This is a genomic window from Cupriavidus sp. IDO, assembly GCF_000812465.1.
Classification (GTDB): Bacteria; Pseudomonadota; Gammaproteobacteria; order Burkholderiales; family Burkholderiaceae; genus Cupriavidus.
On sequence record NZ_JWMA01000044.1, the window covers coordinates 208,547 to 222,403 of the forward strand.

Annotated in this window: 13 protein-coding genes and 1 tRNA gene; 6 read left to right on the top strand and 8 right to left on the bottom strand. The window is 66.3% G+C overall.

All coding sequences use genetic code 11. The features are described from left to right. Positions 1-20: 20 nt before the first annotated feature. From RM96_RS15325 to arfB, 3 genes are all read left to right on the top strand, one after another. Positions 21-96 (top strand) — tRNA-Arg (locus tag RM96_RS15325). Between the two features lie 391 nt (positions 97-487). Beyond that, entirely contained in the window at positions 488-1,876 is a 1,389-nt protein-coding gene (locus RM96_RS15330; RefSeq protein ID WP_039011736.1) for an FAD-binding oxidoreductase, read from the top strand. 34 nt (positions 1,877-1,910) lie between these two features. After that, the gene (arfB, locus tag RM96_RS15335) at positions 1,911-2,315 is read left to right on the top strand and encodes an alternative ribosome rescue aminoacyl-tRNA hydrolase ArfB (protein WP_039011737.1); all 405 of its coding nucleotides are present in this window, start codon (positions 1,911-1,913) and stop codon (positions 2,313-2,315) included. 19 nt (positions 2,316-2,334) lie between these two features. Here arfB and htpX read toward each other — a convergent pair whose 3' ends face one another. Together htpX and RM96_RS15345 are read right to left on the bottom strand one after the other, a co-directional pair. Then, positions 2,335-3,213 carry a protease HtpX gene (gene htpX, locus RM96_RS15340; RefSeq protein WP_039011892.1) on the bottom strand — a complete coding sequence of 293 codons (879 nt, stop codon included), beginning with the start codon at positions 3,211-3,213 and terminating at the stop codon, positions 2,335-2,337. Between the two features lie 107 nt (positions 3,214-3,320). Continuing rightward, positions 3,321-3,692 (bottom strand): hypothetical protein, encoded by a 372-nt coding sequence (locus RM96_RS15345; RefSeq protein WP_063925988.1) that lies wholly within the window; start codon positions 3,690-3,692, stop codon positions 3,321-3,323. Positions 3,693-3,861: 169 nt separating this feature from the next. Here RM96_RS15345 and RM96_RS15350 point away from each other — a divergent pair, with 169 nt between their 5' ends. The 3 genes from RM96_RS15350 (at position 3,862) to RM96_RS15360 (ending at position 5,912) form a co-directional block, all read left to right on the top strand. Then, entirely contained in the window at positions 3,862-4,296 is a 435-nt protein-coding gene (locus RM96_RS15350) for a Cd(II)/Pb(II)-responsive transcriptional regulator (protein WP_039011740.1), read from the top strand. Between the two features lie 516 nt (positions 4,297-4,812). Then, on the top strand, positions 4,813-5,232 hold the full coding sequence (gene rnk / locus RM96_RS15355) for a nucleoside diphosphate kinase regulator (RefSeq protein ID WP_039011741.1): 420 nt from the start codon (positions 4,813-4,815) through the stop codon (positions 5,230-5,232). Between the two features lie 266 nt (positions 5,233-5,498). Further along, positions 5,499-5,912: a hypothetical protein gene (locus RM96_RS15360; RefSeq protein ID WP_039011742.1), complete on the top strand. Its 414-nt coding sequence runs from the start codon at positions 5,499-5,501 to the stop codon at positions 5,910-5,912. Positions 5,913-6,156: 244 nt separating this feature from the next. On the opposite strand, the gene ypfJ is transcribed toward RM96_RS15360, so the two are convergent. The 6 genes from ypfJ to gcl form a co-directional block, all read right to left on the bottom strand. Further along, positions 6,157-7,035, bottom strand: coding sequence for a KPN_02809 family neutral zinc metallopeptidase (gene ypfJ / locus RM96_RS15365; protein ID WP_039011743.1), 879 nt, complete (start codon positions 7,033-7,035; stop codon positions 6,157-6,159). 188 nt (positions 7,036-7,223) lie between these two features. Then, the gene (pyk, locus tag RM96_RS15370; protein WP_039011744.1) at positions 7,224-8,687 is read right to left on the bottom strand and encodes a pyruvate kinase; all 1,464 of its coding nucleotides are present in this window, start codon (positions 8,685-8,687) and stop codon (positions 7,224-7,226) included. A gap of 108 nt (positions 8,688-8,795) precedes the next feature. Continuing rightward, positions 8,796-10,118, bottom strand: a complete 1,323-nt coding sequence (locus tag RM96_RS15375) for a glycerate kinase type-2 family protein (protein ID WP_039011745.1) — start codon at positions 10,116-10,118, stop codon at positions 8,796-8,798. Positions 10,119-10,198: 80 nt separating this feature from the next. After that, positions 10,199-11,113, bottom strand: coding sequence for a 2-hydroxy-3-oxopropionate reductase (gene glxR, locus RM96_RS15380; protein WP_039011747.1), 915 nt, complete (start codon positions 11,111-11,113; stop codon positions 10,199-10,201). 57 nt (positions 11,114-11,170) lie between these two features. Beyond that, complete coding sequence (gene hyi, locus RM96_RS15385) at positions 11,171-11,953, bottom strand: hydroxypyruvate isomerase (RefSeq protein ID WP_039011749.1); 783 nt, start codon at positions 11,951-11,953, stop codon at positions 11,171-11,173. Between the two features lie 111 nt (positions 11,954-12,064). Then, positions 12,065-13,849 carry a glyoxylate carboligase gene (gene gcl, locus RM96_RS15390; protein ID WP_039011750.1) on the bottom strand — a complete coding sequence of 595 codons (1,785 nt, stop codon included), beginning with the start codon at positions 13,847-13,849 and terminating at the stop codon, positions 12,065-12,067. Positions 13,850-13,857 lie beyond the last annotated feature (8 nt).

Sequence of the window (13,857 nt, forward strand, 5' to 3'; positions counted from 1 at the left end):
GCGTCAAAACCGCCCTCCGCGCGCCCGTAGCTCAATGGATAGAGTACTGCCCTCCGAAGGCAGGGGTTGCTGGTTCGATCCCAGCCGGGCGCGCCACTCACGAGTCTCCGGCTTCGGCCAATTCCGGTTCTTGCGTTCTCTCAAGGTGTGCGGTGATCACCTCGCTTTCCCGTTATCGCCGTCGATAGGCACCCGCTGTGTCGCTGCTGTAACACTCTGTCCGGCGCTTCACGTCGGCTCGCCGTCACTACGCGCGGTGCGATGACGGCTTGCCGCCGCACGAGGGTGGACGCCTTGCATCAGTACTGAAACAGATTGCTCGATCTGGCGCCCATCCCCGCGGGCAGCGGACGCATCTTGTCCGCCGCGTCGATACGCCAGCGAGCATGGCTCGCAAATTGCGTCGTTTCCCCTTTGGACGTGGCCGCCATGGCCCGTGCCCACGTGTGCGCGAGGCGGCCCGAGGCGTTTGATGTGGAGGTGTGCCATGCCCGCGATCCCGAATGAACAGCTAGCGTCACTGCGCCAGTCGGTGCGCGGCAAGGTCCTGGTGTCCGACGATCCTGGCTTTGACCAGGCGCGTGCCATCTGGAATGCGACGATCGACCGCCGGCCCGCGCTGATCGTGCAGTGCGCCGGTGCCGCCGATGTCGCCACGGCCATCGGCTTTGCCCGCGACCACGGGCTGCTGCTGGCGGTGCGCGGTGGTGGCCACAATATTGCCGGCAAGGCGATCTGCGACGACGGGCTGGTCATCGACCTGTCGCCGATGCGTGCCGTGCATATCGATACAGGCTCGCGGCGCGCGTGGGTGGAACCCGGTGCCTTGCTTGCCGACTTCGACCACGAGGCCCAGGCTTGTGGGCTGGCCACGCCGCTGGGCATCAACTCGACCACGGGCGTGGCCGGGCTGACGCTTGGCGGTGGGTTCGGCTGGCTGACGCGCAAGTACGGCATGACGGTGGATAACCTGCTGTCGGCCGAAGTCATCACGGCGGACGGCAAGCGTCTGCATGCCAGCGAGAAGGAGAACGCCGACCTGTTCTGGGCCCTGCGCGGTGGCGGCGGGAATTTCGGCGTGGTGACGTTGTTCGAGTTCCGGCTGCATCCGGTCGGGCCGTGGATCATGGCCGGCTTGCTGGTATTTCCCGCCGAGCAGGGCAAGTCGGTGCTGAGCCAGTACCGCGTGTTCACCGAGACCATGGCCGAGGACATGAACATCTGGGTCGTGATGCGCCAGGCACCGCCGCTGCCGTTCCTGCCTCAGGCCGTGCATGGCACCGACGTGGTGGTGCTGGCGGTGTTCTACGCCGGCGATCCGGCACAGGGCGCGCCGCTGCTTGCGCCGTTGCGCGCGTTCGGCACGCCGGTCGGCGAGCACGCCGGCCCGATGCCCTACACCGCGTGGCAACAGGCATTCGATCCATTGCTGACGCCAGGCGCGCGCAACTACTGGAAGTCGCACAACTTCGCGCAGCTTCCGGACGAGGCGCTCGAGGCCATGATCGATTATTCCGGCCGGCTGCCGTCACCGCACTCCGAGATCTTCATCGGTTACGTGGGCGGCGTCGCAAACCGCGTTGCGGCCGATGCGACGGCCTACCACCATCGCGACGCGCGCTTCGTGATGAACGTGCATACGCGTTGGGAGCGGCCTGACGAAGACGCCGCCTGTATTGCCTGGGCCCGTGACTTCTTCCGTGCCACCGAACCGTATGCGACCGGCGGCGTCTATGTGAACTTCCTGACCGAAGACGAAGCCGGGCGCATCGGCGCGGCGTATGGCCCCAACTTCGAGCGGCTGGCGCACATCAAGCAGAAATACGATCCGGGAAACCTGTTCCGCATGAACCAGAACATCGCGCCGGCGACGTAACATCGGAGGGCATGCGCCTTGCTATCATTCGCGCATGCCCGACGACTTCCTGATTCCCCACCACGAGTACGACATCACTGCGATCCGTGCGCAGGGTGCGGGCGGGCAGAACATCAACAAGGTCTCGAACGCCGTGCACCTGCGCTACGACGTGCGTGCGTCTTCGCTGCCGCCGGATCACAAGGAACGCCTGCTGCAGCTGCACGACCATCGCATCACGCGTGACGGCGTGGTGGTCATCAAGGCCCAGCAATTCCGCAGTCTCGAACAGAATCGCGAAGACGCGGTGCGGCGCCTGCATGAGCTCGTGCAGAGCGTCGCGACGCCGCCGCGGACCCGCCGCGCCACGCGCCCGACCATGGGTTCGAAGCTGCGGCGGCTGGAAGGCAAGAGCCAGCGCAGCCAGGTCAAGGCGTTGCGCGGCAAGGTGCTGGACTAGTCTTCCAGGCAGCAGCCTCTCAGCGTGCCGATTGCAGCGCCGCAATGCGCTGCTCGATCGGCGGGTGGCTGGAGAACAGCGCCATCCACGACTTGCCGCCCGCAATGCCCATGGCCTGCATGTTCTGCGGCAGGCCATCCGCATCGAGCCCGCCGAGGCGTCGCAGCGCCGACACCATCGGCGCCGGCGAACCCATAAGGCCGGCAGCGCCCGCATCCGCGCGGAACTCGCGGCGGCGCGAGAAGGTGGCCACGATGATGCTGGCCAGGATGCCGAAGACGATCTCGCAGACGATCACGGTGATCATGTAGCCGATGCCCGGGCCGCTGGATTCTTCATCGCTCTTGCGCAGCATCGAATCGACAAAGTAGCCGACCACGCGCGCCAGGAAGATCACGAAGGTATTGACCACACCCTGGATCAGCGTGAGCGTCACCATGTCGCCATTGGCGACGTGCGCGACTTCGTGCGCCAGCACGGCTTCCACTTCCTCGTGCGACATCGACTGCAGCAAGCCGGTCGAGACCGCCACCAGCGAGCTGTTCCTGGTGGCGCCGGTGGCGAACGCATTGGGCTCACCGTCATAGATGGCGACTTCAGGCATAGGCAGGCCGGCGCGGGTGGCCAGCTTTTCCACGGTCTGGACCAGCCAGAGCTCGGTGCTGGTGCCCGGGTGGGTGATGACCTGGGCGCCGGTGGACCATTTGGCGATGGTCTTGGACATCAGCAGCGAGATAAAGGCGCCGCCGAAGCCCATCAGGGCGGCAAAGACCAGCAGCATGCCGAGGTTGAGACCGTTGGCGGTCAGGAAGCGGTTCACGCCTAGTACGCTGGCAGTGATGCTGAGGACAAGCATGACGGCGAGGTTGGTCGCCAGGAAAAGCAGGACGCGTTTCATGAGAGTGGGGCAGTACGACAGTAAGATGCGGACGGGCCGCAGGCGCGCGCCGTGCATCGGCGCGGCGCGCAGGAACGGGTGCGCGGCGGTTGCCGCGCTGGCGGGGATCAGCCGCGCGGAGGGCGCGACAGCAAAGGCAGGTCGGGGTCGGGCAGGGCGGCGCCGGCGTAGCGCGGCGGATCCGCGCGGCCGGGGACGGCCATGAAGCGAGGCCGCGGCGCGGGCAGGAGCTGTTCAGCGAGGTCGGCGCCGGGTTGTTGCGGTTCCGCCGGGTCGGCGTCCGCGGGTAGTGCAGGCCCGGCGGCATCGCTATCCGACAGTGGCATCGGAGCCGGCGCGTACAGTGTCGTCTGCGCGGCGCTTTCGGCCGCCGTCGCGAGCGCGGGCGAACTGGCCCATGCCTGGAAGGGCATCAGGGCCAGCAGCAAGACCAGCAGGAAAAGCCGGATGGGGCGCACGCGGGGATGATCTGTCGACATCAGTTGCGGGAATTCTACAGGATGCCGCCGGGTCGGGACGAGGCGAGGGGAGCGGGGACGCAACTGCGAAGGGCCCACGGACAAGGGGCCGCAAGAGACACTTCCGCAGGTCCGGCGGTTTTCCCCTACACTAGACGAAACCCTGTAGGAACTACAAGGAACTCCCCTCATGCGCATCGGTGAACTCTCCCGTACCAGCGGCTGCGATGTCGAAACCATCCGCTACTACGAGCGCGAAGGCCTGCTCGACCTGCCTCAGCGCGAAGACAACGGCTATCGGCGCTATGGCGACGCCCACCTGGTCCAGCTCAACTTCGTCCGCCATTGCCGTTCGCTCGGCATGAGCCTTTCCGACGTACGCCGGCTGCGCGACTTCGAACGCAATCCGTCCCAGGATTGCGACGACATCAACGCGCTGCTGGACCGCCAGATCGAGCAGATCCATGCGCAGCGCATGTCGCTGGAAGCACTGGAAGGGCAGTTGCGCGCGCTGCGCGAGACCTGCCACCACCACCATCACCAGCCTGCGAGCGAATGCGGGATCCTGCAGAACCTGCAGCAGGCCGCAGTCGGTGCCGCGTGCGAGTGCCATTCGCACGGCTGAGCGCTGTGCTAGGATGGAGATTCCTGCGCTCGCACCAGCCCGGTGCAGCGGGCATTGCCGGGGACCGCTTGCGATAGTCAGCCATCACTATCGTTGTGATGTCGTATCGAAGACGGTACCCGGCTGATTTTCCTGATTCTTCCTACGTAACTGTCATGTCCGATCGCCAGCCGCTGCTGCCCGTAGCGCCCGCCCGCCTTGCGCGGCAGGTGTGCACGCGCGCCTGCGCGACCGCCGCGCTGGCCAGCCAGGCCATGCGCGCGACGCCCCGCCGGATCGGCGCACCGCCTGATCCCGCCCGGTTCCCAGCCTGACAGTCTCCCACTAAGGGGTCCGGGGCCGAACCGGGCCCGAGCCAGCGTCTTTTCGTTGCCGGCATCCGCCAGTCTCCCGGCGCCCTGCCTTTGCTTTGTTGATTCCTGATTGTGCGTCGCCCTGTCTGCGCAGCCTGCGGCTGTCGCCGCCCCGCGCGGATCCCGGGTCACCCTTAACTTGTTATCTGTCCGAGGACTTGCCATGACTGCCTCCAAGCCGATTGCCCCGACCCTTTACCTGACCGAGCTCGATGTGACGCGCCTGGAACGCATCGCCGGGCGCGCAGGCGCTGCCCAGCTCGCCGAGATGCTGGATGACCTGCTCGCGCGCGCCGCCATCGTGGCGCCGGAGGATATCCCGACCGACGTGGTCACCATGAATTCCCGCCTGGTCTGCTCGCTCGAAGGCGACAGCACGCCGCGCAACTGGACGCTGGTGTACCCCGATGCTGCGGATTTCGAAGCCGGCCAGCTCTCGGTGCTGTCGCCGGTGGGCCAGGCGCTGCTCGGCGCGCGTGCCGGCCAGACCGTCAGCTACCGCCTGCCGGACCGGCGCGAGCAGAACGTGACGGTGGTCGAGATTGCGTTCCAGCCGGAAGCCAGCGGCCAGTACACCCTTTGAAGCGTGGCGCCCGGTCGACATGCGCCGGGGCGTCCACGCAATTGACGGCGCGCCGGTGTGCCGCTGGCGATTTCCGGCCGCACCATTCGTCCGCATGCCCGGCGTTTCACGACTCGCAACGCACCATTCGTCGCAGCAGTATTTCTGGTGGCGCGATCAGCAACTAACCTTCAGTCCGTGCTTGCATGGCAACAAAGATTGCTAAGCGGCAAGGAGTTAGCTGGTCACATACAAGAAAGACGAATACTCAGTTGAAGGAGTCCGAAATGATCGCCAGACGCATCCTCGGCGGCGCGCTCGTGTTTGCGGCAGTGGCCGCATCGGCCGCGGCGATAGCTGCCCCCGCCACCAGCAAGGTTGGCAAATTCGATGTCTATGCCGACGCGCTGCGCGTTGGCAAGTATGACGTCTATACCGACGGCGCCAAGCAAGGCAAGTTCGATACGTACACGGACGGCGCCCGCCAGGGCAGGTTCGATACGTACTCGGAAGGCTCGCGCAGCGGCGGCAAGTTCGACAGCTTCAGTGAAGGCACGCATACCTTCAGCGGCGAGATTTCCAAGCAGGGCAAGTTCGATACCTTCAGTGAAGGTACGCACAGCTTCAGCGGCGAAATCGCAGCCAGCTCGCTGGACAACTCCCGCACTGGCGACGGCTCGCTTTACGGCTACCGCGTCTGACGCGGGCCTGGTCTCCCGGGACCTCTGGCGGCCACCTCGGTGGCCGCTAGTTTTGGACGCACCGGCGACCGCAAGTTTCTCTTCCGCCTGCCCGACCGACCTCCTCCTCCTTCTCTCTCCGCCGGGCAGGCGATTTTTCCCCTTACGCTGATTTGTACGCGCTGCGCCGATGCAGGTGCGAACGTGTTGCGTCCGCCCGTCTGAACGGTCCGCTGCTGCCGCTATCCAGTTCGCGTGCCGCGATTCAGGGCTGCCGTGCCGCGAACGTGTCGCACTTGCGGATGTCGCCCGTGGTCAGTCCCTGCCGCAGCCAGCGCACCCGCTGCTCGCTGGTGCCGTGCGTAAAGGCCTCCGGCACGACGTAGCCCTGGGCCTGCCGCTGCAGGCGGTCGTCGCCGATCGCGGCGGCGGCCTTCAGGCCTTCCTCGATATCGCCCGGTTCCAGCAGCTGCTGGTTGGCCTTCTGCGCGTTGGCGGCCCACACGCCTGCCAGGCAATCGGCCTGCAGTTCCATGCGCACGGAAAGCTGGTTGGCCTGCGCCTCGCCCATGCGGCGGCGGGCGTTGTCGACCTTGGCCGACACGCCGAGCAGGTTCTGCACATGGTGGCCGATCTCATGTGCGATCACGTACGCCTGGGCAAAATCGCCACCGGCACCGAAGCGCTGGCGCAGCTCGTCATAGAAGGCCAGGTCGATATAGACCTTCTGGTCGCCGGGGCAATAGAACGGCCCCATTGCCGACTGGCCGGTGCCGCATGCCGTAGGCGTGGCGCCAGAAAACATCACCAGCGTGGGTGGCGCGTAGCGGCGGTTCAGTTCCGTCTCGAAGATGTGCTCCCACGTGCGCTCGGTATTGCCAAGCACCTTGCGTGTGAACACCGTCATATGGTCGGTGGCGGGCGGCCGGTTGGCTTGCTGATGCTGATGCTGCGGCTGCGAGCCTTGCAGGACCGACGCGCCTTGCATGATCACCGACGGATCGATGCCGAAGAAATAGGAAGCGGCCAGCGCAATGACGATGGTACCGATCCCAATGGTCGTCGGCCCGCCGAACCCGCCACCGCCGAATCCGCCGCGGCGGTCTTCAACGTTCTGGCTTTCGGCTTCGTCATCGAGGCGCATGGGGACTCCGTTCTTGCTGGTCTGATTGGGTGGCAGTCAGTATAGCAATGCGATTTGCCGCGGGCTGGCCAGCGCAGCCATAAAAAAACACCGCCCGCGCAGCCCTGGAGATGGGCGATGCGGGCGGTGTGCGGCAAGCGTGGCGGTGCTGCCTGGACGTTCCCTCAACCGAACGCCGGATACTGCGCTCAGGCCAGCGCGGCTTCGCGTGCGGCGCCGGTGCCGGCGACTGCGTTGCCGGTGACTTCGGCAACGCGCAGCAGGTTGGTGGTGCCACCCTGGCCGAACGGCATGCCTGCGGCGATGGTGATCTGGTCACCTGGCGCGGCGTAGCCTTCCACCAGCGCGGCGCGCGTGGCGGCTTCGACCATCTCGTCCACGCTCTGCACGTCCGGGCTCACGGTGGAGTGGACGCCCCAGGCAATCGCCAGGCGGCGCGCGATTTCCAGGTTCGGCGTGATGCTGACGATCGGCGCGCACGGACGCTCGCGTGCCGCGCGCAGCGCGGTCGCACCCGACGACGTGTAGGTCACCGTCGCGGCCGCGCCGATGATCTGCGTGACTTCGCGCAGTGCCGCGCAGATGGCATCCTGCCGCGTGTTCAGCGGTGTTTCATGCTGCGCGTCGAGCAGGTTGCGGTAGAGCGGATCGCGTTCGACCTCGGTGACGATGCGGTTCATCATCGACACCGCCGGCACCGGGTAGCGGCCATTGGCCGATTCGGCCGACAGCATCACAGCATCGGCGCCTTCGTAGATGGCGCTGGCCACGTCGGATGCTTCGGCGCGGGTCGGCACCGGCGAATCAATCATCGATTCCAGCATCTGCGTGGCGATCACCACGGGTTTGCCGAGCTGGCGGCACACGCGCAGGATGCGCTTCTGCACGCCGGGCACACGCTCGGGCGGCAGTTCCACGCCGAGGTCGCCGCGCGCCACCATCACCGAATCCGACACGCGCACGATCTCTTCGAGCTGCTGCAGCGCGGCCGGCTTTTCGATCTTGGACAGGATGCCGGCACGGGTGCCGACGATCTCGCGTGCCTCGACGATATCGGACGGACGCTGCACGAAGGACAGGCCGATCCAGTCAGCACCGAGCGACAGCGCGAAGTCCAGGTCCTTGCGGTCCTTTTCCGTCAGCGCGGGGATGGGGATCACGGCGTCGGGCACGTTCACACCCTTGCGGTCAGACAGCGTGCCGTTGTTGACCACGCGCGTGGTGATGCTGCCGGCGGACACGGCTTCGATCGCCAGGCGCACCTTGCCGTCGTCGATCAGCAGCGACTGGCCGGGCTGCGCGGCGCGAAACAGCTCGGGGTGCGGCAGGTGCACGCGGGTGCCGTCGCCAGGGGTCGGGTCGCTGTCGAGCACGAATACGTCGCCGGCCCTGACCGCGACCTTGCCCGCGGCAAAGACGCCGATGCGCAGCTTGGGGCCCTGCAGGTCGGCCAGGATCGCGATCGGGCGGCCGGTCTCGGCCTCGATCTTGCGCACGGCGTCATAGCGCGCGCGGTGGTCTTCGTGCGTGCCGTGGCTGAAGTTGAGCCGGAATACGTCGGCGCCCGCCTCGAACAGCTCGCGGATCACCGCGATGTCGGTACTGGCAGGGCCGAGCGTGGCAACGATCTTCGCTTTGCGCTGGCGTCTCATGATGTCTCCTCTTCCATTCTCGGACGGCGCGCCACATGGCGCGCCGGGTAATGCTGTTCAGGTGGACTACAGGTTCGGTACTGCGGTACTGCAATAACGGCAGAAGGCCTACACGATCAGGATCGCGCGGAAGTCGTTCACGTTGGTACGGGTCGGATTGGTGACGATCAGGTCGTCCACGCCGGCAAAGAAGCCGTAGCCGTCGTTGTTCTCGAGGTGCGCACGCGCGGACAGGCCACGCGCCGCGGCGCGGGTCAGCGTATCGGGTGCCAGCAGGGCACCGGCGTTGTCCTCGGATCCGTCGATGCCGTCGGTATCGCACGCAATCGCGTGCACGCTGGGCAGGCCGTCGAGCGCCACCGCGAGCGACAGCAGGAATTCGGCATTGCGCCCGCCGCGGCCCTTGCCGCGCACGGTCACGGTGGTTTCGCCGCCGGACAGCAGCACACACGGCTTCGCGAACGGCTGGCCGTGCTGCGCGATCTGGCGCGCAATGGCGGCATGCACGAGCGCCACGTCGCGCGCTTCACCTTCGATGCAATCGGACAGGATGTGGGCCTCGTAGCCGAGTTCACGGGCGCGTGCCGCGGCAGCTTCGAGCGATTGCTGCGCGGTGGCCAGCGTCACGTTGCGATGGCCTTCGAAGCGGGCGTCGCCCGGCTTGGGCGTTTCGCCGGCGCCGCTTTCCAGGTGGGCGCGCACATTGGCAGGCACGTCGATCGCATACTTGGCGATGACCGCCAGCGCATCGGCGCAGGTAGTGGCATCGGGCAACGTCGGGCCGCTCGCGATGAGGGTCGGGTCGTCGCCGGGAATATCGGAAATCAGCAGTGTCTCGACGCGTGCCGGCGCGCAGTGCAGCGCCAGCCGGCCGCCCTTGAGCGCCGACAGGTGCTTGCGCACGCAGTTCATCTCGCCGATGCTCGCGCCGCTGCGCAGCAGCGCCTTGTTGACGGCCTGCTTGTCGGCCAGCGAGATGCCCGGCGCGGGTGCCGCCAGCAGGGCCGAGCCGCCGCCTGAAATCAGGCACAGCACGAGGTCGTCGGCAGTCAGGCCCTGCACCAGTTCCACCATCCGTTGCGCGGCGCGCTGGCCGGCTTCATCGGGAACGGGGTGCGCGGCTTCGACGACTTCAATGCGCTTGCAGTCGGCGCCGTGGCCGTAGCGCGTCACCACCAGCCCCGACACCTCGCCTTGCCAGTTCGCCTCGACTGCCTGCGCCATCGCGGCGGCGGCCTTGCCGGCGCCGATCACTACGGTGCGGCCCCTGGGCGGCGACGGCAGGTGCGGCGGCAGGCAGTGGCTGGCGCTGACGGCGGCGACCGCGGTATCGAACAGCTCGCGCAGCAGCGCGCGGGGATTGATCTGTTCGGGATGGCCTGCCGGGCGCTGGGACGACAGCAGGGCGGCTTGAGGTTCGGTGGCGAGCATGACGGATCCTGGTACTGACGGGTACTGACTGACAGCGAAAGCGTGTCGTCCCCGCGGGGCGGGGACGACTGGGGCACTTCTTACTTCGCGATCTGGTGGTTAGACATGATCTCGATCGCGCGGCACAGTGCAGAGTGGTCCTGCTTGCCCAGGCCGTTGGCGGCGCAGGTGTTAAACAGCTCCTGTGCGGTAGCGGTGTTGGGCAGCGCCACGCCGAGCGCCTTGGCGCCTTGCAGGGCCAGGTTCAGGTCCTTCTGGTGCAGCTCGATGCGGAAGCCCGGGTCGAAGGTGCGCTTGACCATGCGCTCGCCGTGCACTTCCAGGATGCGCGAGGCAGCAAAGCCGCCCATCAGCGCCTGGCGCACCTTGGCCGGATCGGCGCCGGCCTTGGAGGCGAACAGCAGCGCTTCGGACACGGCCTGGATGTTCAGCGCGACGATGATCTGGTTGGCCACCTTGGTGGTCTGGCCGTCGCCGTTGCCGCCCACCAGCGTGACGTTCTTGCCCATCAGGTCGAACAGCGGCTTGACCTGGTCATAGGCTTCCTGCGGGCCGCCCACCATGATGGTCAGCGACGCGGCCTTGGCGCCGACTTCGCCGCCCGACACCGGCGCGTCCAGGTACGATGCACCCAGCTTGTTGATGCGCGCGGCGAAGTCCTTGGTGGCGATCGGCGAGATCGAGCTCATGTCCACCACGATCTTGCTGTGGCTGGCTTCCTTGCCGGCGGCCTTGAGTGCTGCAGCAACGCCCTTCTCGCTGAACAGCACGGCTTCTACGTGCGGGGTGTCCGGCACCATGATGACAATGATGTCGGCACGCTTGGCGACTTCCTCGGCGCTGGTGCAGACGGTCACGCCTGCATCGACCAGCGCTTGCGGAGCCGGGTTGACGTCATGCACGAACAGCGTGTGGCCGGCGGCGCGCAGGTGACCCGCCATCGGTGCGCCCATGATGCCCAGGCCGATGAAGCCGACGTTGCGTTGGTTTGCCATATTGATGTCTCCTTGAATGAGATTAAGTCTGTCTTCGTTGGCGTAGGTGGTAACCCGTTACTGCACGCCGTGCTCGGCGCGCCAGCCCAGGCCGGCTTCGGTGGTGGTCTTCGGCTTGTACTCGCAGCCGATCCAGCCGTTGTAGCCGATCTCGTCCAGGAACTTGAACAGGAAGTGGTAGTTCAGCTCGCCGGTTCCCGGTTCGTTGCGGCCCGGGTTGTCGGCCAGCTGCACGTGCCTGATCTTCGGCAGGTTTGCCTTGAGGGTGGCGGCGATTTCGCCTTCCATCCGCTGCATGTGATAGATGTCGTACTGCACGTACAGGTTCGGTGCGTTGACCTGGTTGATCAGGTCCAGCGCCTGCTGCGTGCGCGACAGAAAGAAGCCCGGGATGTCGAAAGTGTTGATCGGCTCGATCAGCAGGTCGATGTGCTCGCCGGCCAGTGCGCTGGCGGCGAAGCGCAGGTTCTCCACAAGCGTTTCCTGCGCCTGCTCGCGCTTGACGTTCTGCGGCTGGATGCCGACCAGGCAGTTCAGCTGGCGCACGCCCAGCACCTTGGCGTACTTGATGGCCTCGCCCACGCCGTCCTGGAACTCGCCCACGCGGTCCGGGTGGCAGGCAATGCCGCGCTCGCCCGCTTCCCACTTGCCGGCGGGCAGGTTGTGCAGCACCAGGTCCAGCTGGAAGCGGTTCAGGCGGTCAGCGATCTGGTCCGCATGGAACGCATAGGGGAAGAGGAATTCCACGCCGCGGAAGCCCGCGCGCGCGGCGGCTTCGAAGCGGTCGAGAAAACCCACTTCGTTGAACAGCATGGTGAGGTTGGCCGCAAGTTTAGTCATGAGTCTCTCCGGTTTAGTTGTGTTGTCGTTCTGCCGGTGCAGAACCGGTGATGCAGGGGCGCTGGATTTGCGCGGGCCGTAGCCCGCGCTTCCATGTTGGATTGGTGCTGCTTACGCCGTTTCCACTTCTTCCTTCAGGATCGCCTCGTCGGCGTCCTCGATGTCTTCGATCGGCTCGAACTCGTTGATGTTGTCGATCTCGGTACCCATCGCGATATTGGTCACGCGCTCCAGGATCACCTCGACCACCACCGGCACCGAGAACTCGGCCATCAGGTCGCGTGCTTCGGCAAAGGCCGGCGCGATGTCTTCCGGCTTGAACACGCGGATCGCCTTGCAGCCCAGGCCTTCCACCACCTTGACGTGGTCCACGCCGTAGCCGTTCAGTTCAGGCGAGTTGACGTTCTCGAAGGCCAGCTGCACGCAGTAGTCCATCTCGAAGTTGCGCTGCGCCTGGCGGATCAGGCCGAGGTAGGAGTTGTTCACCACCACGTGGATGTACGGCACCTTGAACTGCGCGGCCACGGCCAGTTCTTCGATCATGAACTGGAAGTCGTAGTCGCCCGAGATCGCCACCACGTCGGAATCCGGCGAAGCGGTCTTCACGCCGATCGCGGCCGGGATGGTCCAGCCCAGCGGGCCGGCCTGGCCGCAGTTGATCCAGTGGCGCGGCTGGTTGACCGACAGGAACTGCGCGGCAGCGATCTGCGACAGGCCGATGGTGCTGACGTAGCGCACGTCGCGCGGGAAGTACTGGTTCATCTCGCGGTACACGCGCTGCGGCTTGACCGGCACGTTGTCGAAGTCGCTCTTGCGCTTCATGGTGCGGCGGCGCTTCTGCACGTCGGCCACCCACGCCTTGCGGCACGGCAGGCGGCCGGCCATCTTCATTTCACGGGCGACTTCGACGAACAGCTCCAGCGCGGCCTTGGCGTCCGACACGATGCCCAGGTCCGGACCGAATACGCGGCCGATCTGGGTGGGCTCGATATCCACGTGCACGAACTTGCGGCCCTTGGTGTAGACGTCGACGCTGCCGGTGTGGCGGTTGGCCCAGCGGTTGCCGATGCCCATCACGAAGTCCGAAGCCAGCAGCGTGGCGTTGCCGTAGCGGTGCGAAGTCTGCAGGCCGACCATGCCGGCTTGCAGCGGATGGTCGTCGGCCAGCACGCCCCAGCCCATCAGCGTCGGCACGACCGGCACGTTGACCAGCTCGGCGAACTCGACCAGCAGCTCCGACGCATCAGCGTTGATCACGCCGCCGCCGCAGACGATCAGCGGGCGCTCGGCCGCGTTGAGCATGGCGATGGCCTTCTCGATCTGGGCGCGCGAGGCGGCCGGCTTGTACGGCTGCAGCGGCTGGTAGGTCTCGGGATCGAATTCGATCTCGGCGACCTGCACGTCGAACGGCAGATCGATCAGCACCGGACCCGGGCGGCCCGAGCGCATCAGATGGAAAGCCTGCTGGAACACCTGCGGCACCAGCGCCGGCTCGCGCACGGTCACGGCCCACTTGGTCACGGGCTTGGCGATCGATTCGATATCGACGGCCTGGAAGTCTTCCTTGTACAGGCGGGCGCGCGGGGCCTGGCCGGTAATGCAGAGGATGGGGATCGAATCGGCCCAGGCCGAGTACAGGCCGGTGATCATGTCGGTGCCGGCGGGGCCCGAGGTACCGACGCAGACGCCGATGTTGCCGGGTTCAGCACGGGTGTAGCCCTCGGCCATGTGCGAGGCGCCTTCGACGTGACGGGCCAGCACGTGGCTGATGTTGCCGGACTTGCGCATTGCCGAGTAGAACGGGTTGATGGCCGCGCCGGGCACGCCGAACGCCGTGGTCACGCCTTCCTTCTCCAGAACCGCGATGGCCGCGTCGATTGCTCTCATCTTTGCCATGATCTTGT

What these genes read in the sequence shown, in the direction of transcription:
- hyi (WP_039011749.1), bottom strand. Translation starts at nt 11,953, where the DNA reads ATGACTAAACTTGCGGCCAACCTCACCATGCTGTTCAACGAAGTGGGT.
- RM96_RS15330 (WP_039011736.1), top strand. Translation starts at nt 488, where the DNA reads ATGCCCGCGATCCCGAATGAACAGCTAGCGTCACTGCGCCAGTCGGTG.
- RM96_RS15345 (WP_063925988.1), bottom strand. Translation starts at nt 3,692, where the DNA reads ATGTCGACAGATCATCCCCGCGTGCGCCCCATCCGGCTTTTCCTGCTG.
- rnk (WP_039011741.1), top strand. Translation starts at nt 4,813, where the DNA reads ATGACTGCCTCCAAGCCGATTGCCCCGACCCTTTACCTGACCGAGCTC.
- glxR (WP_039011747.1), bottom strand. Translation starts at nt 11,113, where the DNA reads ATGGCAAACCAACGCAACGTCGGCTTCATCGGCCTGGGCATCATGGGC.
- htpX (WP_039011892.1), bottom strand. Translation starts at nt 3,213, where the DNA reads ATGAAACGCGTCCTGCTTTTCCTGGCGACCAACCTCGCCGTCATGCTT.
- pyk (WP_039011744.1), bottom strand. Translation starts at nt 8,687, where the DNA reads ATGAGACGCCAGCGCAAAGCGAAGATCGTTGCCACGCTCGGCCCTGCC.
- ypfJ (WP_039011743.1), bottom strand. Translation starts at nt 7,035, where the DNA reads ATGCGCCTCGATGACGAAGCCGAAAGCCAGAACGTTGAAGACCGCCGC.
- RM96_RS15350 (WP_039011740.1), top strand. Translation starts at nt 3,862, where the DNA reads ATGCGCATCGGTGAACTCTCCCGTACCAGCGGCTGCGATGTCGAAACC.
- RM96_RS15375 (WP_039011745.1), bottom strand. Translation starts at nt 10,118, where the DNA reads ATGCTCGCCACCGAACCTCAAGCCGCCCTGCTGTCGTCCCAGCGCCCG.
- gcl (WP_039011750.1), bottom strand. Translation starts at nt 13,849, where the DNA reads ATGGCAAAGATGAGAGCAATCGACGCGGCCATCGCGGTTCTGGAGAAG.
- arfB (WP_039011737.1), top strand. Translation starts at nt 1,911, where the DNA reads ATGCCCGACGACTTCCTGATTCCCCACCACGAGTACGACATCACTGCG.
- RM96_RS15360 (WP_039011742.1), top strand. Translation starts at nt 5,499, where the DNA reads ATGATCGCCAGACGCATCCTCGGCGGCGCGCTCGTGTTTGCGGCAGTG.